We start from the raw sequence: 25,047 nt of genomic DNA, 5'->3' as shown, positions 1-25,047 counted from the left end.
GGATTTAAAATCCCCCGCCCACAAAGCGTGCCAGTTCGAGTCTGGCCTCGGGCACCATTCTTATACTTCTAAGTATGGTGCATATAAAGAACCCAGCGTTAAGCTGGTTTTTTTATGCCTACAGAAAAAGCATAATGCAATGCACAAAAAAAGAGAGCACATTGACTCTCTTAAAAATAATATCTCATTCGTTTATTACGATAAGGGTGGTAATAAGTAATGTTGCAGATCTTGTTCTAATTTTTCTTGAAAATGAGCTGGCTCAATAATTTTAATGTATGGAATCCAATAACGTACCAAAGGTAAAAGTTGCATTTCATGGCAAATTTGACAATCAATTAATAAACCACCCGATGCATCTTCTAGTACGATTTGTTGCTCTGGCAATAATAGACGTTGCTTAAAATATAAAGCAACTTCAGGTCGAACCGATATTTTCAGCGTTTGCTTATGCTTTGCAAACCAAATCCCCTCACTAAGCTCTAATTGGGTCAAAACTTCTAAATGGTGCTCGAAAAGCTCCGACTCATGTACAACCACTTGATCTATTTTACTTAAACGATAAGCACGTAATTCATCAGCTACAGCTGCAGCCAAATACCAACTTCCCTGATGATGAATTAAACGATACGGATCAACATGGCGCAAACGATCATTATAAATAAAACTGATTTTTTGACGCTTATGAATCGCACCAGCAAAAACCTGAAAATGTTCAGCAAATTGCTGTGCATTTTCATAATAATAACCTTTGGCAGAGAACACTTGATTCGCTCGCTCATCAAGCAGGCCACGTAGAAAAGACATATCTAGAGATGGATAGAGCTCACTGATCCCAGAAAGCTGCGCAAAGTTCTGAATGTCTTGTAGTTTAAAGCGCCCAAGATAAACAGGATCTAAAAAGTACTTCTTGGTATATTCATCTTGAAGTAAAGGCAAATACGTATTGAGACGATCAAAATCTCGCTCTATTGTCCGAGTACTCACCTGAAATTCATGTGCTAGTTCTGCAACCCCCAATTGATACCCAGTATTTAATTTAGTCAAAATATTTGCTAAACGCTCCGCAAGGCGTTCATGTGTTGAAGCTTTACGCTTCATATTACCCTCGCTGCACAATCAATGTTGTGTCTTTATTTATAGTTAAATGCCTAAGCATTATATTCAATATAAATCACTGAATAATATTAAGTAAAAGACAAACGGTCAGCTTTCAAGCTATGTCATTTTTTATCAAAAAAAAGCGTTCAATGTTTGTTAGATTTCTTCTTCTTTACAGCGGTTTGCTGATGCGCTAATCGCTCTATATAGCGCTCAAAATGAATTAAGGCTTTATACAACTTGTGTAACTCATCAGGTAAAACACTATTATAGATAACCGCCTTATGCAAGCGCTTGAGCGCACGGAAACCATGCGCATGTGTATATGATGTCGATAAAATTTTCATGACAACCCTCTTTTCTGTTTTATTTTTCATTTAAAACCACGTAAATTTGTCAGGTTTAAATTTAGTTGAAAATTTACACTACAGTTTTGACAGGTTGTGTCGAACAGTTATCATTTTTTAATCTTTGTTAAATTATTTTCTATTTTCAGTACATTATTTTTATTTTTTGGCAAAATTTTAGGCAAAAAAAAGCTGACACTAGGTCAGCTCTACTTTTTATACTATAGAAATATTACAGAATTTTTACCACAACTTTACCCACGTGCTCACCCGTGTCCATGCACGCATGCGCTGCTTGTATCTGATCGAACTCAAAAGTTTGATAAATCATTGGCAAGCACTCGCCCTTGGCCCATAGCGGTGCTACATGATCTTGTAAACCTTGTGCAATCTCAGCTTTCTCAGCCGTATTTCGTGCACGCATGGTCGAGCCTGTGATGGTTAAGCGCTTCATCATAATTTGCCCCAATTTAACCTCTTTGGCTTTTGCACCACCTAAAAAAGCAATATAAACCAAACGTCCATCGCGGCGGAGCAAGTTCAAATTCTTTTCTAAATACGGTGCGCCCACCATATCTAAAATGACATCAACACCCGCATTATCCGTTTTCTCATTGATCTCATGTTCAAAGTCTTGGGTTTTATAATTGATGGCATCTGTCAAATTCGCAATGGCTTGTACTTTTTCATCGCTGCCGACGGTTGCAAAGGTTTTAATATCCAATGCTTTACATAGCATGAGTGCCGTGGTGCCAATACCACTGGTTCCACCATGTACCAACACCACTTCCCCTGCTTTAGCTTTACCCATTTGGAACACATTGGCCCAGACCGTGAAAAAAGTTTCAGGAATAGCCGCCGCTTCCACAAAGCTTACATTTTCTGGAATATGTAAAGTTTGGCTTTGTGGAACCACACAATACTCTGCATAACCACCACCATTGGTCAAACCACAAACTTTATCGCCTAATTTAAACTGGGTAACTTCAGCTCCAACTGCAACGACCTCACCTGCAACCTCAAGCCCCGGCACTTGTGTTACCCCAGGCGGCATTGGATATAAACCCTGACGCTGTAAAATATCTGGACGGTTAATGCCAAACGCATGGACTTTAACCAAAACCTCATCTGCCTTTGCTTCAGGGATAACCACTGTTTCATATGCCAGCATATCCACACCACCCGGCTCTGTAATAATGACCTGTTGCATCGTTGTTTGTGACATGATTTATTCCTAACTCTTGCGATATTTTTCAAGTTTCATAGACCTATTTGATCATAGAAATAAATTGAAATGAATAACACCGTACTTATGTATAGTCTGAAGACTATTTTGCTGCGTGATAGCACTGATCATTGATAAAAAAGCAAGCTGCGACTGCACTCAACATCCCTCTCAAACATTATTTAGACCAATTCGGGCCAAATGAAAAGCACAGCTATTCAGTTACGTGGCTGGTCAGGCAAAGATACAAACTGCATTAGAAATTTACGAACCAAAGGCAAAAACACCATAATCAGAGGAAATGCAATCAACCAAGATAAGCTCCAGCTTTTGAGCCAAAGATGGAAGAAATTATGCACTAAGCCTTTATTTAACAGTAAGTTAAAACCAGAAATAGAGCCACTCATCAGACCTGAAAGTAATAAAGGCATTAACCAATTTAAGTGTTTGATATGAATTTTTGGGAGCGTGTTGAACATAATCGACCTGAGTAAATAAAAATTAGCTTTGACTTTGCGTTTTAACGGTTTGTTTTAAAGCTTTCATAAACTGCCCAAAATGTGGCATAAAATCTTTAAAGAGCGGAAGGCTTTTATGCTCTAGCATCACCTCACTAAAGAGCTTTAAACCAACAGCAAATGATTTCGCTGCCTCATCATCCAGCATTTGACTGTTTTGAATCACCTGTAACACTTTCAAAATATCATCATGGTTATAGCTGTTAAAACTCAAAATATCAGTATAGGTCGATGGGTTGCCTTGAGCATCTGCAATGTGTTTGAGGGTGACTTCATAAGTATGTTGTTTCATTCTGTTTTCCTAGAGACGTGCAATATTCACCGCTGCTTGATCGATTTGTTCTGCAATAACACGAATTCGTTCAGCGCTCAGCTCACTGTATTGGATCTTGAGCTTTAAAGAAGCTTTGAGGTTTACCATCGCACGTTTAATATCAAGATATTGTTCATTATTTTGAATTTGTTTACGCGTATCAAAACGAGATAAGATCTTTTCTACGATCGCTTTCTCAACCTCAAGATGCTTCAAACCCAAGGCCGTTATACGGTATTGCTTGCGTTGAGCATCATCTAACGCTACATGAACAAACTGTTGCTCTTCCAAATAATTCAAGGTTGGATAGATCGTTCCTGCACTTGGGCAATAGCCTCCTCCCACAATTTCACCCACCTCTTTAATAAGGTCATAGCCATATTTAGGCGCGAATGAAATGAGATGTAAGGCTAAAAGTTTCATCTGACCCGCTTCAAATAAGCGCTGCTTACGTAACACTGGTACTGTCTCTAAATCAGCAAAGGGTTCAACTTTTTGTGCTCTAGACATAAAAAATATATATCTTTAAATTATTAAGATATATCTTAATCTACTTTTTAAGGATTGCAACCTCAAGCCCTGAAATAGAACATCAAAATTTAAGATCGAATGGATAAACGTGAAGGATTACTTGATATTTTTAGATAAGATTGCTGAACAGTTGTAATACCGCTAAAATTTAACCTCTGCTTGCATGCTCACACCCTCAAGCTAACTCTGACAAAACTCCTAAAATTCAGAATTAAATTAAAATGACAGATCAACTTAGAAAAAAATTTGAAAACCTACAACTCAATGCTGGGCAAGGTAAGATCAGTGCATTTCTTTCTGTTTCCTTAGGCTTTTTGGGTATTTTTGCTGCTTTATGTTTTTTATTTCCCACTGTGCTCACCACACCAGAACTACGTCCGCTATATAGCAAACACTATGATGTTTTCTACTATAGCTTACTGTTTGGTATCGTTATCAGTGCTGGCTTTGGTACCTATAGTGCGATCATTAAACAGAATAAATATGGTTTTTATGGTTTGTGTATCACCATTTTAGCGGCTATTTTAGGCTGTGGGCTGATCAAAGTACCGACATTGCCTGCTCTACCCTTTTATGCAGGTTTTGATTATTTCGTTATTACCTTAATCATCCTTGCTTTAGTCTTTATCCCACTTGAAGGATTCTTTGCAAAGAACACTGAACAGAAAATTCTGCGCGTTGGCTGGGTCACAGACATGAAATATTTCATGTTTAGCCATATTGGCATTCAGCTTTTTTCGTTTTTAACGGTCATGCCTATTCAGTATTGGATCACGCATATTCCCAATAACCCGATTGTGCCTTATGTGCAGGCGCAGCCAATTTGGTTGCAGTTTATTGAGTTATTGATTGTGGTGGACTTCACCACCTATTGGTTACACCGTGCGATGCATGAAGTGAACTTTTTATGGCGCTTTCATGCTATTCACCATTCAACGGAACAAATGGACTGGCTAGCCTCTTCACGCTTACACATCGTTGAAGTGTTAATGACCCGTTTTATTGCAACCTTGCCAATTTTCTTGTTAGGTTTTCATACGTCTGCAGTCTTTGCTTATTTGGTCTTTATTTCTTTCCATGCCATTTTTATTCACTCCAACGTGCGTTTTCGCTTTCCCTATCTGCGCTGGCTGATCGCAACACCTGAGTTTCACCACTGGCATCATTCTTCTGAACAGCCTGCGATTGATAAAAACTATGCTGCCTTTATCCCCCTTTATGATGTGATGTTTAAATCCATTTATATGCCCAATCATTTGGCCAGTGTATATGGCACAGTGGGTTATAAAATTCCAAACAGTTTTGTGAAGCAGTTTACGTGGCCATTTAAACGCTATGTGAATAAACTGAAAAAGCGTTTTGGCAAAGATTCTGATTGATCATATCGAAAAGAATTGTAATACAATAAATGGAGATAGTAATCAAGAAACATCTTAATTTAAAAAAAATGCTTTTTAACAACAAACCAAAAAATCTTCATCAACAGTATTTCTTGCATAGATAAAAATAAAAACTATAATATCTTAAATATATTCATTTAACCACATTAAGATCAACAATTATTTAAATTCTAAGTTTCATTTATATCAAGCTTAGGGTCTTTTAAATTTTGATTACTAACAATTTATATTTAAGAGTGTAGAATTACTATGACCAAAAAGAGATACCTCACTGATTCTGAAAAAATTAAAGTTCAGAACATTCAAAAATCGTCAGATGGTGATCTAAGGTGTTTTATTTCTGGAGAAATTATTGATTTAGAAAGTGATAAAATTGAATATGACCATTTAATAGCCTACGTCAATGGAGGTGATACAGATTTATCTAATATTCGAATTTTTTTGAAAAAATTTAATAGAGAAAAAGGAGCTTTGAATCTTAAAGAATATAAAGAAATTTATAAACTTAAGAGATTATATGATACAAAAAACAATCAAGTTAAATTGCAAGATATTTTAGCTTTTAAAAATATCCACCCAGAGTCAACTCATTATACAATCAAAGACCTATCGATTACTCTAAAAGGTCATACCACTGAGTTAATATTTAATATATTTTCCGACCCTAAACTTGAAATAAATTATTTTTATGCACAATTACCTATTTCATGGTTAAAAAATGATGACAAACAAGGCCTACAACCACGTGTAATCGACTTCAAAAGGCTCATACAACTTAAAAATCATTTAGAAATATACCCACAGTTAGCACCATCTATTGCTCGTTTAGTTAATAATGAAATTAAACTTTTTGATGGACAACACAAGTTAGCAGCACAAATATTAAATAACCAAAAAACATTAGATGTAAAAGTATATATCTCTCCTGATGATCAAGAAAAAAGTAAAGTAGTATATGAAAAACTATTAAAAACTAATTTGGAAGCTCACTCAAAGCTTGCTCAAGTTTCTTTTTATACCAACACACTTTTCCAAAAATGGAATGAAATGTACAACATTCAATGGGAGGAATATTTAGAGAAACTACCTAATGATAATCATAGTGAAAATAATTTCTTCAAATATTTAGTTAAAGAAAAATCAAAAACTGAAGTTAAAAATATGTTTGAAGCAACCATTATTAAAAATGCTCATGATCAATCTATTCTTAAAAAATATACAGCAGAAACTAATAAAGATAGTAACCTTCCATTATCCCAAGATTTACTAAGAAAAACTATTTTCAAACATACATTATTCCTTAATCCAGCAATTGCTACCATCGATTCAGATCATGACCATCGAGATCATGAAAAAGAAAATTTCCAAATTTTTTCAAAAATTCTAGCGGAAGAAAGCGGCCTTGATAAATGGTCACAAAATAAAAAAGATACAAATATAGATGCAGTTAAAGCAAGAAGAATTTGGCACAAAGGTTCTGTGTTAACTTGGTCACCATATTTAAGTGCCATGATTAATGCAATTTTTAAGCTATTTGACAAGGATTCACAAGACAAAAAACTTTATCGCAATATCATGTCTGAGTCAGAAACCACGGAATTAAGATTATTTTTAAATCGTTTATTTAACCATCCATTTTGGGATCAAAATGATGAAACTATTGATAAAGCGTTAACAGCTGCGACAGCTGTCCCAGCTTTATTTGAACAACATAGATTAAATTTTACATATATTCAAACTGGCAAATAAAAAAAACCCACCTTACGGTGGGCTCCTTCAAATCAGCTCAATCTATTATAGACGAACCAATTCAACAATTTTATCAGCTAGCTCTTCAACCGCATCTTGAGTGAATGCGACATCTGTACCGTCGACAAGGTCAGTCACCACAACCACACCTGTTTCACGTAGTAGTGCAACCTGATCAGCAGTTAGACCTGCTTTCGCAATTGCAACCACACCTTGTTGAATTAACAAGTTTTCAAGTACTTGTGTATTTTCTAGGGCTTTCACAGATACAGTTACCGCAGCAGGTTTTTGACCTATACGTGCAGCACGGTCTTCCGCTGTGACAGGGTTGCTATGCGCAGACCATTCCACAGACTCTTCCACCATACCCGCACCAATCGTCACGTTGTTTAAACGGTCGATGAAGATAAACGAACCTGTATAACGACTGTCTTGGTAGCGATCAAATACGACAGGCGCATCAAACTCAACGGTGACATTAGCAATCGCGTTCAGCTCAAGACTATCGACTTGTACCTTTTCCAATGTATTGACATTGGTACGGTAGTTAATTGCAGTCACTTTTGCAGGAACAGTTTGCGTGCCCACTTTTAAGTTATACAACTTACCAATCACCAGCGGTTGATCTGCCATCCAAACCACCGTGGCATTGACCGAACGTGAAATTTCTGGCGCAGCTTGATCCGCACGCACAAGTACGTTACCACGCGAAATATCAATTTCGTCATTCAGCGTCAACGTTACGGCTTGACCTGCAACGGCACGCTCTAAGTTCCCATCATAAGTAACGATTTCTTTAACCGTCGACGACTTACCTGATGGTAAAGCCACGATTTTATCACCTACCGATACATCACCTAGCGCAACTGTACCGCAGAAACCACGGAAGTTGAGGTTTGGACGGTTCACATATTGCACAGGGAAACGAAAATCGTTGGTCACTGAACTGCGGTTAATTTCCACAGACTCAAGCGTACCCATTAACGTTTCGCCTGTATACCATGGCGTATTTGGTGATTTATTGACAACGTTATCACCATTCAATGCTGAAATAGGCGTAAAGATAATGTTGTTTGGCTTACGGTCACCCAATTGCGCCACAAAACCTGCATACTCCGTCTGAATTTCATTGAAGCGCGCTTCAGAAAATTCAACCAAGTCCATTTTGTTAATCGCAACAATAATGTTCTTAATGCCCAGTAAACTTGCAATATAAGTATGACGACGTGTCTGAGTTTGTACACCATAACGCGCATCAATCAAGATAATTGCAAGATCACAGGTTGACGCACCAGTCGCCATGTTACGCGTGTATTGCTCATGTCCTGGCGTGTCGGCAATGATGAACTTACGTTTTTCAGTTGAGAAATAACGATAAGCCACATCAATAGTAATACCCTGCTCACGTTCAGCTTGTAGACCATCGACAAGGAGTGCCAAGTCAGGTGCATCGCCTGTCGTACCAACTTTTTTAGAGTCACGAGTTACCGCTTGCAATTGATCTTCATAAATCAATTTTGAATCGTAAAGCAAACGACCAATTAAAGTTGACTTACCATCATCGACGTTACCGCAAGTCAGAAAACGCAATAAGTCTTTATTTTCATGTTGTTTTAGATAGCCCAAGATATCTTGGCTAATCAGTTCTGATTGATGAGACATTGCTCAAAACTCCACATATTCTTTAGAAATCGGTTGCTAATCTTCAAATCTACCTAAATCCTCCTTTGATAAAGGAGGACTTTCCTCCATTTTTTTTCGGGAGTTCTCCCCTCTTTATTAAAGAGGGGGTTAGGGGGAAGATTTTAGAAATAACCTTCTTGCTTTTTCTTTTCCATAGAGCCCGCCTCATCATGGTCAATCATACGACCTTGACGTTCAGAGCTGGTTGCAAGCAACATTTCTTGGATAATTTCAGGTAGGGTATTTGCCGTTGACTCCACTGCACCCGTAAGTGGGTAACAACCAAGAGTACGGAAACGTACCGATTTCATTTGTGGAACTTCGCCTTCTTTTAAAGGCATACGTTCATCATCAACCATAATCAGGGTGCCACTACGCTCAACCACAGGACGTTCTGCAGCTAAATAAAGTGGAACCAATGGAATGCTTTCCAAGTAGATGTATTGCCAAATATCAAGCTCAGTCCAGTTTGATAGTGGGAACACACGAATACTTTCACCTTTGTTCACTTTACCGTTGTAAAGATTCCAAAGCTCAGGGCGTTGGTTTTTCGGGTCCCAACGGTGTTTCGAGTCACGGAATGAATAGACACGTTCTTTCGCACGTGATTTTTCTTCATCACGACGTGCACCACCAAATGCTGCATCAAAACCGTATTTATCAAGTGCTTGCTTTAAGCCTTGAGTTTTCATGATGTCGGTATATTTTGAGCTACCATGGTCAAATGGGTTAATGCCCGCATCTTTCCCTTCTTTGTTTTGATGTACGATCAAATCAAAGCCATGGGTTTTTGCCATGTTGTCGCGGAAAGCAATCATGTCTTTAAATTTCCAGCCCGTATCTACATGTAGAAGCGGAAATGGAAGCTTGGCAGGATAGAACGCTTTGAGCGCCAGATGCAGCATGACGGCTGAATCCTTACCAATAGAATAAAGCATTACTGGGTTTTCAAACTCAGCAGCTACTTCGCGAATAATATGAATACTCTCAGCTTCAAGCTGTTTAAGATGAGTAAGTCTTTCCTCATTTAATGACATTGACAGCACCAACTCACAAAAATCGTGTACTTATTACACATGTAAAAATATATATTCATTATAAAGATTTAGTTATACACACTATTGCTTGTTTTATTATATTTATATGCAAAAACCTCATATAAAACAAAATTGATAAGATCTATAAGTTTTACTCAATGATCATAAATCCCTAAATACACTCAAATATTACATCAACTTCATTCAAAGTATTCAGCCTTCCACGCTTCGATTCTTTATCTATATTTCTGCTTGGCAATACATTTACAAATACCTAAAGTCGGTTTCATTGAGGTTCTATGTATGTGACTCACCAAACCCGCAACCTAGAAGACTAAAAATAACACTCAATGCAGAACAGCTTGTTGATTTTATATATCAACATGATAGCAAAGAAAGTTCAGCTAATTGCACGAGCCATAAAAAACCCGCAATGAATGCGGGTATTATCACTCTCAAATCTTAATAATGAAAAACGCGCTTATCCAAAGGGATTTCTATACCAATCGATGCACCAGCATCATTACCATGTAAATCAGAATCACTGAACCAACCATTAATTTTGATTGGTACAAATGGTCTTAAGTAATGTGACCAAGTTAAATCGATAGCTTTAATATCATCTGTTTCAGGAAAGGCGGCATTGGTAATACGACCAGATTGATTAACCTTTGCAAATAATAATCGACCATTTAGACGGTTCATTGCATCGAATCGAATATCACCACCCAAAGATACCATTTCACCATCTCCACCCATGGCATGGCCTAATGGGAAACCATGTTGGTAATATCCGTCTTTATATATACTATGGTTATATGAAATACCTTGTGCTTCCCGATTGGTTCGAGTATCAGCCCATTCTGTATAAAGTTGATATGGCATGTTTTTAAAAGATGACGAATAGTCCACACCCGCAAGATACATTTTTTTAGAAGGTAAACCACCAGCCTCATCTTCACCTACATATTGTCCATACAGACTTATAGGCACACTCAACAACTGCTGAAAATTTAATCGAGCATCAAATCCTGCAACCTGATTAGACGGATCTGGTTCGCCTGTACCACCGTTATCCTTGTTTCCAATCATAGCATCCCAGAATGAGCTAAAACTTTCTGGTCGTCCCTCCCCCCCCCACTGAAAAGCACGTGAAGCGCCTAATTCTAAATAAGGTAAAGGTTGTGCCGTAAGACGTAGACCCACTAATTTAGCATCAGGTACAGCAGAATAGTCATCTAATTGACCTGCAAATGCTTGATATTGCCACGGACCAATCCATGACAACCATTTTGTTTCAAAAGCTGATTGATCTGCACGCTGAGCGGTAAAGCCATAGACTGGGCGGCTCGCATCACCTCGTAAAAGACTCCCATCATGCCCTGGGCCCCAATATGTTGGTATCTGACCTGCAACTACCCATTGATTCCACAATTTTCCTGCAATATATGAACCTTCAACATTCACATCATGGCCATTATCAATTTGTGGGTCTTTTTCTCCATTCACTCTAAGGCGAACATCCCAATTTTCACCACCGGCATTAAATTCCAAACCTGCTTGGTACTGTGCCTTTTCTTGATCACCAAAAGCTTGCGGAATTTCCTTTTGATCACTCTCTGCAAATAAACGTGCTTTAAACATCGCGTTCTCACGATCGAGATGAGCTCGCACTGACTCAATAACTTTTTGCTGAGCAGGAGTCGCAACTTTAGCCTGAGACAATACTCTTTGAATTTCATCACCGCTCATTGGCCATGTAGATGTGCTAATTTGAATCACACCCTGCTGATTTAACCAGTTTAGATCTGTTCTTAAATTTTGATCATTTAAAACGAGACCTTGAGCAAAGATACTCGTTGTTGCACCCATTAGCACAGCGATTGCAAGTGTTTTTTTTAGAAACATTCCGTTTTATTCTCAGGACTTAAAGCTTAGTGTTACCTTATTTTTTTTATCTCTTTTTTACAAGCTTTTCTATTTAGTAATGTTGTAAATATCAAAAAAAACCCGCAATGAATGCGGGCTTTTTATGTTCAGATCAAACTTAGTTTTTATGACGCATGTGTGGGAACAGAATCACATCACGAATACTTGCTGCATTAGCGAATAACATAACTAAACGGTCAATACCAATACCCTCACCCGCTGTCGGCGGTAAGCCGTACTCAAGTGCTTCAACAAAGTCTGCATCGTAGTGCATTGCTTCATCATCACCTGCGTCTTTTTCTGAAACCTGAGATTGGAAACGTTCGGCCTGGTCAATCGGGTCATTCAACTCTGAGAAACCATTCGCAAGTTCACGGCCACCAATAAAGAACTCAAAACGGTCCGTAATATGTGGGTTATGATCATTACGACGTGCCAATGGCGAAGTTTCAGCAGGATATTCTGTAATGAAAGTCGGTTGACGTAGCTGAGTTTCAACAGTTTCTTCAAATACGATAGTTTGAAGTTTACCCAAACCAAAACCTGGTTTTACCTGTTCTTTCAGCTCTTCTTGCACAAATTTAGCCAAGAATTCACGGTCATTGACATTTTCAGGCGTGAACTGTGGGTTATGTGCAAGAATGGCATCAAACATTGAAATTTTCTTGAATGGGCCTTTGAAGCTATACACTTCTTCACCATAAGGCACATCGGTTGAACCTAAGATATCGAGCGCTAAGCGTTCAAGCATATTTTCGGTAAGTTCCATCAAGTCTTTATAGTCTGCATAAGCTTGATAGAATTCAATCATAGTGAATTCTGGGTTGTGACGCGTCGAAACACCTTCGTTACGGAAGTTACGGTTAATTTCAAACACACGCTCAAAACCACCAACAACCAAACGCTTTAAGTAAAGCTCAGGCGCGATACGTAAGAAAAGTGGCATATCCAAAGCATTATGATGCGTTTCAAATGGACGTGCTGATGCACCACCCGGAATCACATGCATCATTGGTGTTTCTACTTCCATGAAGCGCTTTTCAGTTAAAAATGCACGAATGCCTGAAACCACTTTGGCACGGATTTCAAAAGTCTTACGTGTTTCTTCGTTCACAATCAGGTCAAGATAACGCTTACGATATTTAACTTCAGTATCGTTTAAACCGTGGAATTTATCTGGAAGTGGGCGAAGCGACTTGGTTAAAAGCTCAAAGTGTTCAATATGCACATAAAGGTCACCTTTACCAGAACGACCAATATAACCTTTCACCGCGATAATATCGCCAAGATCTAAACTCTTAATGGTTTCTAAGGTTTCTGGTGCTAACTCTTTACGCGCTACATATAACTGGATACGACCCGTCATATCTTGGATCACGATGAATGAACCGCGGTTCAACATCACACGACCCGCTACAGACACATAAACATGCTCTGCTGCTTCAATTTCTTCTTTGCTTTTGTCTGCAAATTGATCTTGTAAGTCTTGAGCATAATGTTCACGTTTAAAGGTGTTTGGCCATGGGCTAGTGCCCGTTTGTTTGGCTTGATCTTCAATCTGCTTTAACTTGGCATGACGCTGTGCAATTAAATCGTTTTCGGAAATGGCTTGTTCAGAAGTCGATTGAGCGTTTTGTTGCGTCATCTCTGCCTCGTATATGTATTAAAAAACGGAAGTTGCATAGCATAGCAGAATTCCAAACGAATGAGCATCATCAAAAACCGCGCGGTATATAAAAAAGTATACATCCTGTTTATTTCAGCGCTAAGACACCCACCGTATAAAAGGTCTGTCTATTTCTTAGACCAAAAGCTAACTTCATTTCACGGTTAATCCCTCTACAATGGATGTTATAAATCGTGGAAAAGTAAACTTTTCTCCACTCATAAAATAATTTAGTTTTTTAATTGAATGATAAATCATGAGCAGATGCGAATCTAAAATTTTGTTTTTGCATGGATTAGACTCCTCGCGAGAGTCCACTAAATTCCATGCCATTGATGCAAAGCAGAAATTTTGTATCGATATCGATTATCGCTATCTCAATTTTTCTACCGTAGCCAGCTTCTACGACGATATTATTGAAAAAATAAAACCTGAAATTATTGTTGGACATTGTATTGGTGCATATTGGGCATTGAAAATGTCGCTGCTACATCAAATTCCATGTGTGATTGCCAACCCACGCTTAGCGCCTGACTTTCGCGATGATTACCCGAGCATTAATGAGACTGACTTAGATCACAATGTACCGCAAGTGGCCTATTTAGAGCTGGGAGATGAATTAATCGATATGTATGCAGCACAGGAAATTTTAGAAAATTATATGTTGATTCAAGCAGTTGAAGGCGGACATCACCGACTACTTAAACCTGAAAATATTAATCAGCTAATTGAACATTTGGAACAACAATATTTGTATAAATAAAAAAGCCTTGGAGATTCCAAGGCTTTTTAATGTGCTTATGCAGCAACAGAGTCTGGTTTCGATTTGTCATCTAACACAGACCAAATCTTTAAACCTAAGTCAGCATGCAAATCAGGCAAATCAAGAAAAATACTAGCACCGAGCACTTCATGATTACATTTTGCCACCAGCTGTTTAACGGCTTTTAATGTCCCACCTGTCGCTAAAACATCATCCACAATAATCACTTTTTGCGATGGAGTATTGGCTGCCATTTCTAAGCGGTCTAATCCATATTCCAAACTATAACCCACACCCACCACCGGTGGTGGCAGCTTGCCTGCTTTACGCACCAACAATAAACCCTTACCTAAACGTTGTGCCAATAAGCTCGCAAGCACAAAACCACGCGCTTCTACAGCAACAAAACTGTCAACTTCCGCCAACTGCTCAGCAGGAATACTTGCAATTAACGCGTCGGTTAAAGGCTCAATATTGCTCATAAACAATGGTGTTAAATCGAAGAAGCAAATCCCAGGTTTTGGAAAATCTTGGACCGTACGAATGTGCGACCACAGCGTTGTAGACAAGTTGTTCATAGGAGATCAATAAAATTTGAAAAGGAATAGATGAATTTTACAGCTTTATCTGTGAAAAAAACAGTCAAGCACTGGCTATGCAGCCGACTGAACAACTAAAATATTTATTTAAGTTATTGTTTTTAATTAAATCATTTATTTAATAAATATTAGGTATAGATGTACTCAATATTAAAATAGCAATTTAACTTTGAGTTTACAGCACGACCTTAGTCTATACATCAATAATTTTATAAGGCTAGCTGACTGAAAAAACGCATCTTTTTTAGATGTAATCATCTATAACCTTCACACATTCGCAAAACGCGATCTGGTTTTAAATGATACGTTTTGTCCTGATCATCGCTTTTAGCAGATAGATTCAATCATTAAACTCCGATATTTACTTTACATTCGTATTAGAACTGCGTAAAAATTTAGATTAGCGAAGTATGCTAACAACTCAGATGAATAGCAGCTTGCGTAATGGATTATTTTGCTGAACCCTTTCTTGTTCAGCGTTTTGGAGAGTCAAATGAAGAAGTATCAATGCATCGTTTGTGGATGGATTTATGACGAAGCAGAAGGTTGGCCACAAGATGGCATCGTAGCGGGAACAAAATGGGACGATATCCCTGACGATTGGACTTGCCCAGATTGTGGCGTGTCAAAAATCGATTTTGAAATGGTTGAAATCTAATTCATAGTGTTAAAGACCATGCAGCATGGTCTTTTTTTACGTCTTTAAAATAATCTCTGGAGAACCTTATGCATCCCATCGTCATCATTGGCTCAGGTATGGCAGGCTATGCTGTAGCACGTGAATTTCGCAAGCTGAACCCTGAACAAGAGCTGCTTATGCTATGTGCAGATGATGCGACTAATTATGCCAAACCAACATTGTCCAATGCCTTTGTTGCCAACAAAGCGCCTGAACAGATTGCTTTGGGTGATGCAGAGAAAATGGCAACACAACTGAAAATGCAAATTGCCACGCATACTTGGGTGAAAGAGATTCATGCTGAACAGCAGCAGTTAACCGTTATTAAAGATGGCGCTGAATCTACACAGCCCTACTCTCAATTGGTTTTAGCGGTAGGTGCAAACCCAATTCGCTTAGCCATTGCGGGCGATGGAAGCAATAACATTCAAGTTGTAAACAATCTAGACGACTATAAAACCTTCCGTGCAGAACTTGATAAGCGTGCAGACAAACGCGTAGTCATTTTAGGTGCCGGTCTCATCGGCTGTGAATTTGCCAATGATTTACAACATACAGGCCATCAAGCCACCGTTATCGACTTGGCAAACCAGCCTTTGGCCCGTTTATTGCCAGCGCATGTTTCAAGTGCCTTTAAAGAAAACCTTGAGGCAACGGGTATTCATTTTGTCCTTGGCACCACAGTTGAAAAAGTGTCTAAAATTGAAAATGGTGACTATGTTGTGACCTTGGCCAACGGTCAGTCTTTAGTTGCCGATGTTGTTTTATCTGCAATTGGCTTACAACCAAGCATTTCCCTTGCAAAAGAGGCAGATATTCAAACCAGTCGTGGCATTTTGACCAATACACAACTTGAGACCAATCAGCCGCATATCTACGCGGTCGGAGATTGTGCTGAAGTCAATGGACTCTTGCTACCTTATGTCATGCCAATTATGCAGCAAGCACGCGCTTTAGCGAAAACCTTAAATGGCGAGACCACTGCGGTGCATTACCCTGCTATGCCTGTAGCAGTTAAAACACCCGCTGCGCCGCTCACTGTTTTACCTGCACCAATTGATGCAGAGGTGAACTGGGAAACTGAAGAGTTAGATGATGGCATGATTGCCAAAGCCCTAGACAGTCAAGGTACACTTCGCGGCTTCGTACTGCTTGGAGCAACCGCAGCGAAACAACGTTTAGCATTAACAAAACTGGTTCCAGACTTGATTCCAGCACAGGTTTAGAGTTTAAATAAAAGGACATTTATAACAATAGATGTCCTTTATGTGAGGATTACAATAATGAATAGCGCACTCCAATATAATCTTTCACCCTATACCTCTTTCATGCGCGAAACCAAAGTCGACTTAGGCAATGGTATTGAACTCCATGTCGAAATCGGTGGCGAAGACCATCATCCGACCATTGTTTTGATCATGGGCTTAGGAGCACAGCTCTTATTTTGGCCTGATTTCTTCTGTAAATCTCTGATTGATCAAGGTTTTCGTATCATTCGCTTTGATAACCGTGATATTGGCTTATCTTCAAAAATTAGACATCAAGGGCCACGCTTAAATACCCTCAAACTAATGGGGCGTTTTGCTTTAGGTTTAGATAACCGTGGTGCACCTTATGACTTATACGACATGGCTGACGATGTGGCACTACTCTTAGACCGTTTAGGTTTAGATGAAAGCTATGTGATTGGCGCATCCATGGGCGGTATGATTGGGCAAATTCTAGCAGCGCGTCATCCACAAAAAGTCAAAAAGCTCGGCTTAATGTTCACCAGTAACAACCAACCTTTACTACCTCCCCCTTTTCCAAAGCAACTCTTTAGTCTAATTGGTCGACCTGAATCGACCGATGAAGAAGGAATTGTAAGCCACTCTTTGAAAGTGTTTAAGCTTATTGGCTCACCTGATTATCACAATCCAATCGAGTCAATTCAGACTTCTCGCAAATTATATCGCCGAAGTTATTACCCTGCGGGTGTACTTCAACAGTTTTTAGCAATATTATGTACAGGTTCTTTATTGCAACTGGACAAACAGATTCAACAACCGACCCTTGTGGTGCACGGTTCGCGAGACCGTTTACTCCCGCCTAGTCACGGAAAGGCCGTTGCGAAGGCAATTATGGGTGCTAAATTTGAATTAATTGATGGAATGGGGCATGATATCCCACCGCACTTCATTCCAAATCTTAGCGAATTATTTGCACAACACTTTAAATCATAATCATTAGGACACTATGGCTGCATTACCATCCTTAAGACAGCTGTCATATCTCGTTACACTGTCAGAAACGCTGCATTTTACTGAAGCTGCACGCCGTTCATTTGTAACCCAATCGACTTTGTCGGGCGGGATTATGGAGCTTGAACGCCTACTCGGTGGCGTACTTGTAGAGCGTGATCGCCAAAATGTGCGCTTAACTCCTCTAGGCGAGCAAGTCGTTGCTCGTGCTCGTGTTCTACTGGCAGATGCTCAAGACCTGATGCGTTTAAGCCGAGAAATGAGCGAGCCTTTAACTGGTGATTTACATCTAGGTGTTATTCCAACCATTGCGCCATTTATTCTGGCACAATTGTTAGATGAAGTGCATAAGCAACTCCCTAAAATTCAACTACATTTACACGAAGCGCAAAGTGAGAAAATTGTAGAAAAACTCGAACATGGCAATTTAGACATGGTCGTTTTGGCTCTACCTTTTGATACACGTGGCTTAAAAGTTGCTGAAGTCGCAAAAGAAAGTTTGTTTTTGGTCTGCAATAAATCAGATATCGCAAGCCAAGCCAAATCGCTGGATGACTTAGACCTTTCGCGTTTAATGTTGCTTGAAGAAGGCCACTGCTTACGTGACCACACTTTAAGTGCCTGCCCTATTGGTGAGCGTAAAAACGATCATCGTTTAAAAGCGAGCTCTTTACCAACCCTTGTGGAAATGGTATCGGCTGATCTTGGTTTTACTTTATTACCTGAAATCGCAATTCATACCAATATGATTAAAGCGAATCCAGATTTAATGGTCAAACAAATTGAAGCTGCTCCAAGTCGTATCTTGGCTTTGGTGACACGTAAAAGCACTCCGCTACAAAGCGAATTTGATGTGCTATTACAAATCCTGCAAAAAATTACTCAAGATCTACACTAAGCTTATTTTAGTGCATAAAAAAGGAGTCAAACATGACTCCTTTTTTTGTGCCTGAATCTTTTTTAGACCCAAGCCTCCCCCTAAAATTATTTAATCACATCTAGCAAATAACGCTGCGCATTATGCTCGGTTTCGCCTTCAGCTGGCGTCGCACGAAGCCAAGTTCCATCACCCTGTAGTAACCAAGCTTGTTGATTATCCTGCAAATAAGTCAACAAACCTTGCTGATAAATACGTTTTTTCAAAGCTGGATCTTCAATTGGGAAACAAGCCTCAACACGATTAAATAGATTCCGATCCATCCAATCGGCACTCGAACCATAAATACGCGCATCGCCATTATTACTAAAATAGAAAACACGCGTATGTTCTAAGAAACGCCCCACGATCGAACGTACACGAATGTTTTCCGAAAGCCCTGGCAAGCCTGGGCGTAGACAACAAATTGAACGAATAATGAGATCAATTTGTACACCCGCCTGCGATGCCTCATACAGCTTGTTGATCAGTTGCACTTCAGTTAGTGCATTCACTTTCACAATAATCTGCGCTTTCTTACCCGCTTTCGCATTGGCAATTTCATCATCAATAAAGTTGATCAGTTGTGCATGGAGCGTAAACGGCGCATGAAGTAGCTTTTTCAGCTTCGCCATTTTCCCCATACCTGTCAATTCTTGGAAAATACGGTGTACATCTTCACACAACTCTTTATCGGTCGTGAGCAAACCATAGTCGGTATAAATACGTGCATTACCCGCATGGTAGTTACCCGTTCCCAAGTGCACATAACGAACGAGTTTATTATTTTCACGGCGTACTACAAGAATCATTTTGGCATGAGTTTTATAGCCCACAATGCCGTAAACAACCACTGCGCCTGCTTCTTGTAGCACATTTGCCACTTCGATATTTGACTCTTCATCAAAACGCGCACGCAGCTCAATCACTGCGGTAACTTCTTTACCATTACGCGCCGCTTCGGCTAGGACTTGTACAATTTCAGAGTCTGCACCACTGCGGTATAGGGTTTGCTTAATCGCCAACACTTGTGGGTCACGTGCAGCTTCACGCAATAAGTTAATCACAGGTGCGAAAGACTCAAACGGATGATGTAGTAAAATATCCTGTTTCTGCATTGCAGAGAACATGCTTTCCGACTTTTTCAACACTTTAGGAATAACAGGAATATGTGCGTCATAACGTAGATGTGGACGTTTAAAATTGGACAATAAACGCGCCAAGTTCACAGGTCCTTCGACTTTATACAACTGCTCCTGATGCAGATCAAATTCATCTAGCAAGTAGTTATAAATATGTTCTGGACAGTTTTGTGTAACTTCCAAACGTACTGCTCGTCCAAAACGACGTGAACTTAACTCACCTTTCAGTGCTTTGGCTAAGTCTTCAACATCTTCGTTGAGCGCCAAATCAGCATTCCGTGTGACACGGAACTGATAACAGCCTGTTGCTGTCATCCCTGGGAACAAGTCAGAAACATGCTCATGGATGATAGCTGAAAGCATCACATGATGCTCTTTTCCACCTGTGAGTTCATCCGGTAGACGAACCACACGTGGCAATGAACGTGGTGCAGGCACAACAGCCAAATCAATCTGACGACCAAATGCGTCTTTCCCTTCCAAAGTCACGATAAAGTTGAGACTTTTATTCACTAAACGCGGAAATGGATGCGCAGGGTCAAGGCTAATCGGTGTTAAGACAGGTGCAACCTGTTCTTGGAAATATTTCTTCACCCATGAAGACTGTGCAGGCGTCAGTTCCCCACGGCGTAAGAAGCAAATGTCTTCCTCACGCAATTTCGGTAGAATTTCATCATTGAGAATACGATACTGACGTTCAATTGCAGCATGTGCAGTTTGCGAAATTTGATCGAGTACTTGGCGTGGAGTTAAGCCATCGGGGCTACGGCTTTCATTGCCCAGATCCAACTGTTCCATGACGCCCGCAACACGAATTTCAAAGAACTCATCTAAGTTACGTGAAAAAATCAGTAAGAAATTCATCCGTTCTAACAGCGGATGTAAAGGATCTACGGCTTGTTCCAATACACGTAAATGGAAATCTAATATCGATAACTCACGGTTAATATAGCGATCGTTATACGCGTATTCAGGTTGTAGTATCGGAGATGTGCTTGCTGCCGTATTCATAGCTAACCTTTGATTATTTGAATGCGTTTTATCATGATAAGTATGCTTCAATTTTGTGACAATTTCATAAAAAAAAGCCCATAAATTTGGGCTTTTTCAGATCAATCAAATTAAGGGATATCGCTATAGCGCATATACTTTCGAATCATGCGCTCACGGTTTTGCAACTTACGGTCATTTTGATGGTCTTGATAGTATTTCGGATTGGGTAAAATGGCCGCTAAAAAGACTGCCTGCTCACGGCTTAAGCTACGTGAACTTTTACCAAAGTAGTGTTGGGTTGCAGCTTCGACGCCATAGATATTATCGCCAAACTCCACCGAGTTCAGATATACCTCTAAGATGCGTTCTTTGCTCCACATCCGTTCCATCATCCAAGTTGCAACAGCTTCTTGACCTTTACGAATGAATGACCGCTTGTTATATAAAAATAAGTTTTTGGCCAATTGCTGAGAAATTGTTGAACCGCCGGCAACCACTTTGCCCGTGTCATTATTACGCTCAAGCGCCGCTTGAATCCCATCCCAGTCAAAACCATGATGTTGCATAAATTTGCCATCTTCAGCAGCAACAATGGCTTTTTTCATGTACTCACTGATTTCGTCATAATCACGCCATTCATGTTGAATGGGTTTAGATGGCTCAGACCAATAATCAATCCGCATAAACATGGTGGTTTCCACTGGCTTGTAACGCCACCACACTAGGCTTGCAAAAATCCACAACTGTACCAAAAGCACGAAGCTGACAACGACTAACAAACTACGAACAATAAAAGCTTTCATGCCAGTGGCTTACTCCAAAAATCATTTTTATTCATGCTAAGCTTGGGCAAATATAGCAAAATTTTAGCAAGAATAGCATGACCGAGCTTACACCTCCGCAAATCAAAACAAAATTTGACGTACATTTATGGTGGATTACCGCCGTCATTATTGCCGTGAATGTTGGGTTGTTTTTTTGGCAAGTCCTGCATGGCATGGATGTCAGCAATCCAAGTACGGCGGATGCCATACGCTGGGGAGCAGACTATGCACCGCTCACCTTCTTGGCTGAACCGATGCGTTTATTGAGCAGTATGTTCTTTCATTTTGGCTTGGTTCACCTCATGTTGAACATGTGGGCGTTGTATATTTTTGGCAGCGTGTTGGAGCAAATGTTTGGACGTGTCTATTTTGTTGCACTATATGTTCTTGCTGGTCTCATGGGTAGCTTGCTCAGTGGTTATATTGCCATTCAAGACAGTTATGAACTAATTCGTGTGGGTTTAGCAAACCCTGAACTCTTGCCGCGTGTCGGTGCAGGGGCTTCAGGTGCCGTCATGGGACTGGGTGCAGCACTGACGGTTCTATCGCTACTGCCAATGCTCCCACAGCAACGTTTTATTTTAGATAAAAAGACTTTGCTCATCGTGATGGGAATCAACTTAGCCATGGGCTTTATGATTTCAGGGATTAACAATGCCGCACATATTGGCGGCATGTTGATGGGTGCTGTTTTGGCGGCACTTTGGTATCTCTCCCAAAAGACGCAGCAGCGTTGGATTATGCCGCTGAGCCTTGTTTTGGCAGCCTGCGGTTCGTATTGGTTTTACTTACACTGCCAAAACCTTGTGGTCTATATTCAACCCTTATGGTCAGAAGTGTTAATGATGATGCGTCAACAGCTCAATTTCTAAGATTCAACACTTAACGTATTAAGAGATCAATCACGATTGATTGATCTCTCTCAAACTTTGTAAAGGTGGAATATCACTGAGATAACTTAAGCGATAACGCCCAATCAGCGCGCAGAGTAAGGTCATGAACAGTGGTAAAATGAGCCAGATTTCCCAGTGTGGCTGAATGGCTAAGCCCATGCGATAACATGCGACCGCACTTATCGCTTCAGCAAATAAACAAGAAACCACACCCGCCATAAAACCAATAAAGCCAATTTCTAGACTGAGCATGCTTCTGAGTTTTTGCTTGGAACCACCAAATGAACGTAATAGCGCCACTTCTCGTTTACGCTCATCCATAAGTAAGTTCAGGCACGCAATTAAAACCAGAATACCTGAAATACTCACTAAAACTGCAAGGATCGTGACAATCTGCACCAACACCGTAACAATGCGCTTAATTTCGTCTAAAATTAAACTGACATCAATAAAGACGGTGTTGGAAAATTGCTGAATAATGCTGACCAATTTCGCTTTGTCAGACTCTGGTACATAGAAACTGCCCAAATAACTGCCCGCATTTTCATCCATGGTCTGTGGCGCAAAAATAAAGAAGAAGTTTGGGCTAAAACTTTCCCATTCTACAGTTCGTAAGTTTGCCACTTTGGCGTGAATGACACCCTCTGGTAAGCTAAAGGTCAGTTGATCCCCCACTTTTATCCCAAGCTCTGTTGCGGTATTGGCTTCTACCGAAACTTGTCCTTTTGCTGTGAGTTTTGATGCGCCAGAGACAATCATATTGTCTTTAGGATAACTGTCTGCTTGAGTCAAATTTAATTCGCGGCGCAAGGAATTATTTTGCTTCACCAAATCCGCAGCAAAAGGCTGTCCATTTTTGGCAATCAGTCTACCTCGAATATTCGGATAGAGCGGCGTACTGTTCCAGTGGTTCTGCTCAATTTGTGCTTTTAACTCAGGCATGTCAAAAGGCGGTAAACCATATACAAACTGATTGGGCGTTCCCGCAGGGATTTGCTGCTGCCAACGCTCTAACAAATCGGTTCGTAACACGGCTAAGACCGTAATTAAACTAAGCCCCAAAGCCAAAGCGGTAACCTGAAATGCAGTTTGATAAGGCGTGCGGACATAAGCAGAAACCGCATTTTTTAAGCCACGGATAAACTTCAAACTCAGCCAAACTACACTGTATAACACTCCACATAGAAGGATAATTGCACCAATCACCATGGCTGTCAGTACCATGTTTTCAGTCAGAACGATACTAAACAGCACCAGACTAGCCGTTCCTGCGAGCAACATCCAAAACATCGACGAAACCGATTTTTCTTGGCTGCGAATGACACGGATCGGAGGAGTATTCAAAAGCTCCCAAAAACTCGGTAAGACAAAACCCAGAAGCACTACGGCACTGGTCAACATGGCAATCGGAATCGGCCCGAGCAGCATATCCCAAGCTGAAAACGCAATACTTAAGTGTGGAATCAGTTGTAACATCAACTGTAACAGGCCATAACCCAGCCCTACCCCCACGACACTCCCGACCAGCATCGCAAGCAAGAACACCACACCCAACAAGCTGAGATAAGCCCAGAGAATTTGTGACTTCGCCGCCCCCATACAACGCAATAGCGCAATGTGATCTTGATTTTGTTGTACAAAGCGCTGACTGGTCAAAGCAATCGCAATTCCACACAGCAAAATCGTTAAGATATTCGCCAACTGCAAAAAAGTGTCCAAATTTGCAATTGGCTTCATTAAACGGGTATTACCCTCACTGGCATTGCGTAAGCGTAAGCTGTTTTGTGTTTCTTCCGCATTAGGACTTTGAGCGGCCGTACTAGTATCTTCAGACGATACATTTTGCTTTTTAAAATTTGCTTCAAACTGCTGAGTATTTTTTGCTGTACCTGCCATCAGTAGACGATAGTCAATACGACTACCGACTTGTATGGCATTAGTCTTGGCAATATCCGCTTCTGAAATAATCACCGTCGGTGAGAACCCAGAAAAGCCTAACTCTTGATTGGAGTCATGCTCAATCAAGCCTGTCACCTTGAAAGTACCATCTGCAATATTCAGTTGATCGCCCAGTTTAACCTGTAGCAAATCCATAGCACGTTGACTCAACCACACTTCACCCGAAGCAATATGCTTCGCCGCAGGCTGAATGCGTAACTCTCCGCGCAGAGGAAAAGCTTGGTCGATGGCTTTCACATTGACCATAACAAACTGATCATTGGTATATGCCATTGAACTAAAGACAGTGACTTCGGATTGTTTTAAATCAAGAGCTGTCGCTTGCGCTTTCCATTTCGGGTCGAGTTTTTGGCTGTCCGTTAAAACCAAATCCCCTGCTAGCATCTCGGCGGCTTGCAGCGCTACGGCATTTTGAATTTGTTCATTACTAAACTTCAGCGCGGTCGTTGCACTGATCGCGAGAATCAACGCAATAATCAATAAATACACACCACTACTTTTAAAACTTTGCTTCAGTAAGGGCTGAAATAGAGAATTCAT

22 protein-coding genes and 1 tRNA gene (1 of these 23 only partly in view) are annotated in these 25,047 nt (G+C 40.2%); 8 read left to right on the top strand and 15 right to left on the bottom strand.

Annotated features, from left to right (window positions below; all coding sequences use genetic code 11):
- The 7 genes from PTT44_RS08200 to PTT44_RS08170 all read right to left on the bottom strand — a co-directional run.
- Positions 1-32, bottom strand: a tRNA-Met gene (locus PTT44_RS08200) (it extends 109 nt beyond the left edge of the window).
- 163 nt (positions 33-195) lie between these two features.
- A complete protein-coding gene (locus tag PTT44_RS08195; protein WP_168158319.1) occupies positions 196-1,101 on the bottom strand; it encodes a helix-turn-helix transcriptional regulator in 906 nt (301 codons plus the stop codon).
- Between the two features lie 146 nt (positions 1,102-1,247).
- Positions 1,248-1,478: a hypothetical protein gene (locus tag PTT44_RS08190; RefSeq protein WP_238953681.1), complete on the bottom strand. Its 231-nt coding sequence runs from the start codon at positions 1,476-1,478 to the stop codon at positions 1,248-1,250.
- 202 nt (positions 1,479-1,680) lie between these two features.
- Positions 1,681-2,673, bottom strand: a complete 993-nt coding sequence (locus PTT44_RS08185; RefSeq protein WP_168158320.1) for an NAD(P)H-quinone oxidoreductase — start codon at positions 2,671-2,673, stop codon at positions 1,681-1,683.
- Positions 2,674-2,891: 218 nt separating this feature from the next.
- Positions 2,892-3,152: a DUF2798 domain-containing protein gene (locus PTT44_RS08180; RefSeq protein WP_004694355.1), complete on the bottom strand. Its 261-nt coding sequence runs from the start codon at positions 3,150-3,152 to the stop codon at positions 2,892-2,894.
- A 22-nt stretch (positions 3,153-3,174) separates the two neighbouring features.
- Positions 3,175-3,483 carry a DUF3861 domain-containing protein gene (locus tag PTT44_RS08175; RefSeq protein ID WP_168158321.1) on the bottom strand — a complete coding sequence of 103 codons (309 nt, stop codon included), beginning with the start codon at positions 3,481-3,483 and terminating at the stop codon, positions 3,175-3,177.
- Positions 3,484-3,492: 9 nt separating this feature from the next.
- Positions 3,493-4,014 carry a PadR family transcriptional regulator gene (locus PTT44_RS08170; protein WP_168158322.1) on the bottom strand — a complete coding sequence of 174 codons (522 nt, stop codon included), beginning with the start codon at positions 4,012-4,014 and terminating at the stop codon, positions 3,493-3,495.
- Between the two features lie 242 nt (positions 4,015-4,256).
- Between PTT44_RS08170 and PTT44_RS08165 the strand changes: the two genes are divergently transcribed.
- Together PTT44_RS08165 and PTT44_RS08160 are read left to right on the top strand one after the other, a co-directional pair.
- Positions 4,257-5,414 (top strand): sterol desaturase family protein, encoded by a 1,158-nt coding sequence (locus PTT44_RS08165; protein WP_168158323.1) that lies wholly within the window; start codon positions 4,257-4,259, stop codon positions 5,412-5,414.
- Positions 5,415-5,684: 270 nt separating this feature from the next.
- Complete coding sequence (locus tag PTT44_RS08160) at positions 5,685-7,184, top strand: chromosome partitioning protein ParB (protein ID WP_168158324.1); 1,500 nt, start codon at positions 5,685-5,687, stop codon at positions 7,182-7,184.
- Positions 7,185-7,229: 45 nt separating this feature from the next.
- Here the strand turns inward: PTT44_RS08160 and cysN are convergent, their stop codons facing one another.
- From cysN to lysS, 4 genes are all read right to left on the bottom strand, one after another.
- Complete coding sequence (cysN, locus tag PTT44_RS08155; protein ID WP_168158325.1) at positions 7,230-8,846, bottom strand: sulfate adenylyltransferase subunit CysN; 1,617 nt, start codon at positions 8,844-8,846, stop codon at positions 7,230-7,232.
- A gap of 143 nt (positions 8,847-8,989) precedes the next feature.
- Positions 8,990-9,904 carry a sulfate adenylyltransferase subunit CysD gene (gene cysD, locus PTT44_RS08150; protein WP_004694369.1) on the bottom strand — a complete coding sequence of 305 codons (915 nt, stop codon included), beginning with the start codon at positions 9,902-9,904 and terminating at the stop codon, positions 8,990-8,992.
- A gap of 462 nt (positions 9,905-10,366) precedes the next feature.
- Complete coding sequence (locus PTT44_RS08145; RefSeq protein WP_168158326.1) at positions 10,367-11,812, bottom strand: capsule assembly Wzi family protein; 1,446 nt, start codon at positions 11,810-11,812, stop codon at positions 10,367-10,369.
- Between the two features lie 139 nt (positions 11,813-11,951).
- Complete coding sequence (lysS, locus tag PTT44_RS08140; protein ID WP_273795608.1) at positions 11,952-13,478, bottom strand: lysine--tRNA ligase; 1,527 nt, start codon at positions 13,476-13,478, stop codon at positions 11,952-11,954.
- A 277-nt stretch (positions 13,479-13,755) separates the two neighbouring features.
- Here lysS and PTT44_RS08135 point away from each other — a divergent pair, with 277 nt between their 5' ends.
- Positions 13,756-14,262 carry a YqiA/YcfP family alpha/beta fold hydrolase gene (locus PTT44_RS08135; RefSeq protein ID WP_004981014.1) on the top strand — a complete coding sequence of 169 codons (507 nt, stop codon included), beginning with the start codon at positions 13,756-13,758 and terminating at the stop codon, positions 14,260-14,262.
- A gap of 35 nt (positions 14,263-14,297) precedes the next feature.
- Here PTT44_RS08135 and PTT44_RS08130 read toward each other — a convergent pair whose 3' ends face one another.
- Positions 14,298-14,840 carry an adenine phosphoribosyltransferase gene (locus PTT44_RS08130; protein ID WP_151835828.1) on the bottom strand — a complete coding sequence of 181 codons (543 nt, stop codon included), beginning with the start codon at positions 14,838-14,840 and terminating at the stop codon, positions 14,298-14,300.
- A gap of 514 nt (positions 14,841-15,354) precedes the next feature.
- On the opposite strand from PTT44_RS08130, the gene rubA reads away from it, so the two are divergent.
- The 4 genes from rubA (at position 15,355) to oxyR (ending at position 18,678) form a co-directional block, all read left to right on the top strand.
- Positions 15,355-15,519, top strand: a complete 165-nt coding sequence (gene rubA, locus PTT44_RS08125; protein WP_004694381.1) for a rubredoxin RubA — start codon at positions 15,355-15,357, stop codon at positions 15,517-15,519.
- A gap of 68 nt (positions 15,520-15,587) precedes the next feature.
- Positions 15,588-16,766: an NAD(P)/FAD-dependent oxidoreductase gene (locus PTT44_RS08120; RefSeq protein WP_168158327.1), complete on the top strand. Its 1,179-nt coding sequence runs from the start codon at positions 15,588-15,590 to the stop codon at positions 16,764-16,766.
- 57 nt (positions 16,767-16,823) lie between these two features.
- Positions 16,824-17,762 (top strand): alpha/beta fold hydrolase, encoded by a 939-nt coding sequence (locus PTT44_RS08115; RefSeq protein WP_087527199.1) that lies wholly within the window; start codon positions 16,824-16,826, stop codon positions 17,760-17,762.
- A 13-nt stretch (positions 17,763-17,775) separates the two neighbouring features.
- Positions 17,776-18,678, top strand: coding sequence for a LysR family transcriptional regulator OxyR (gene oxyR / locus PTT44_RS08110; protein WP_004981021.1), 903 nt, complete (start codon positions 17,776-17,778; stop codon positions 18,676-18,678).
- Positions 18,679-18,764: 86 nt separating this feature from the next.
- On the opposite strand, the gene ppk1 is transcribed toward oxyR, so the two are convergent.
- Both ppk1 and mtgA read right to left on the bottom strand, forming a co-directional pair.
- Positions 18,765-20,849 carry a polyphosphate kinase 1 gene (gene ppk1 / locus PTT44_RS08105; RefSeq protein WP_125274041.1) on the bottom strand — a complete coding sequence of 695 codons (2,085 nt, stop codon included), beginning with the start codon at positions 20,847-20,849 and terminating at the stop codon, positions 18,765-18,767.
- Between the two features lie 110 nt (positions 20,850-20,959).
- Complete coding sequence (gene mtgA / locus PTT44_RS08100) at positions 20,960-21,634, bottom strand: monofunctional biosynthetic peptidoglycan transglycosylase (RefSeq protein WP_168158328.1); 675 nt, start codon at positions 21,632-21,634, stop codon at positions 20,960-20,962.
- A 77-nt stretch (positions 21,635-21,711) separates the two neighbouring features.
- On the opposite strand from mtgA, the gene PTT44_RS08095 reads away from it, so the two are divergent.
- Positions 21,712-22,527 carry a rhomboid family intramembrane serine protease gene (locus tag PTT44_RS08095; protein WP_168158329.1) on the top strand — a complete coding sequence of 272 codons (816 nt, stop codon included), beginning with the start codon at positions 21,712-21,714 and terminating at the stop codon, positions 22,525-22,527.
- Between the two features lie 30 nt (positions 22,528-22,557).
- Here PTT44_RS08095 and PTT44_RS08090 read toward each other — a convergent pair whose 3' ends face one another.
- Entirely contained in the window at positions 22,558-25,047 is a 2,490-nt protein-coding gene (locus PTT44_RS08090) for an ABC transporter permease (protein WP_168158330.1), read from the bottom strand.

Source organism: Acinetobacter sp. Gutcm_16 (assembly GCF_028649355.1).
In the GTDB taxonomy this organism is placed as follows: domain Bacteria; phylum Pseudomonadota; class Gammaproteobacteria; order Pseudomonadales; family Moraxellaceae; genus Acinetobacter; species Acinetobacter johnsonii.
Note: the sequence above shows the minus strand (reverse complement) of the source record. Positions and strands in the feature narration are given on the sequence as shown.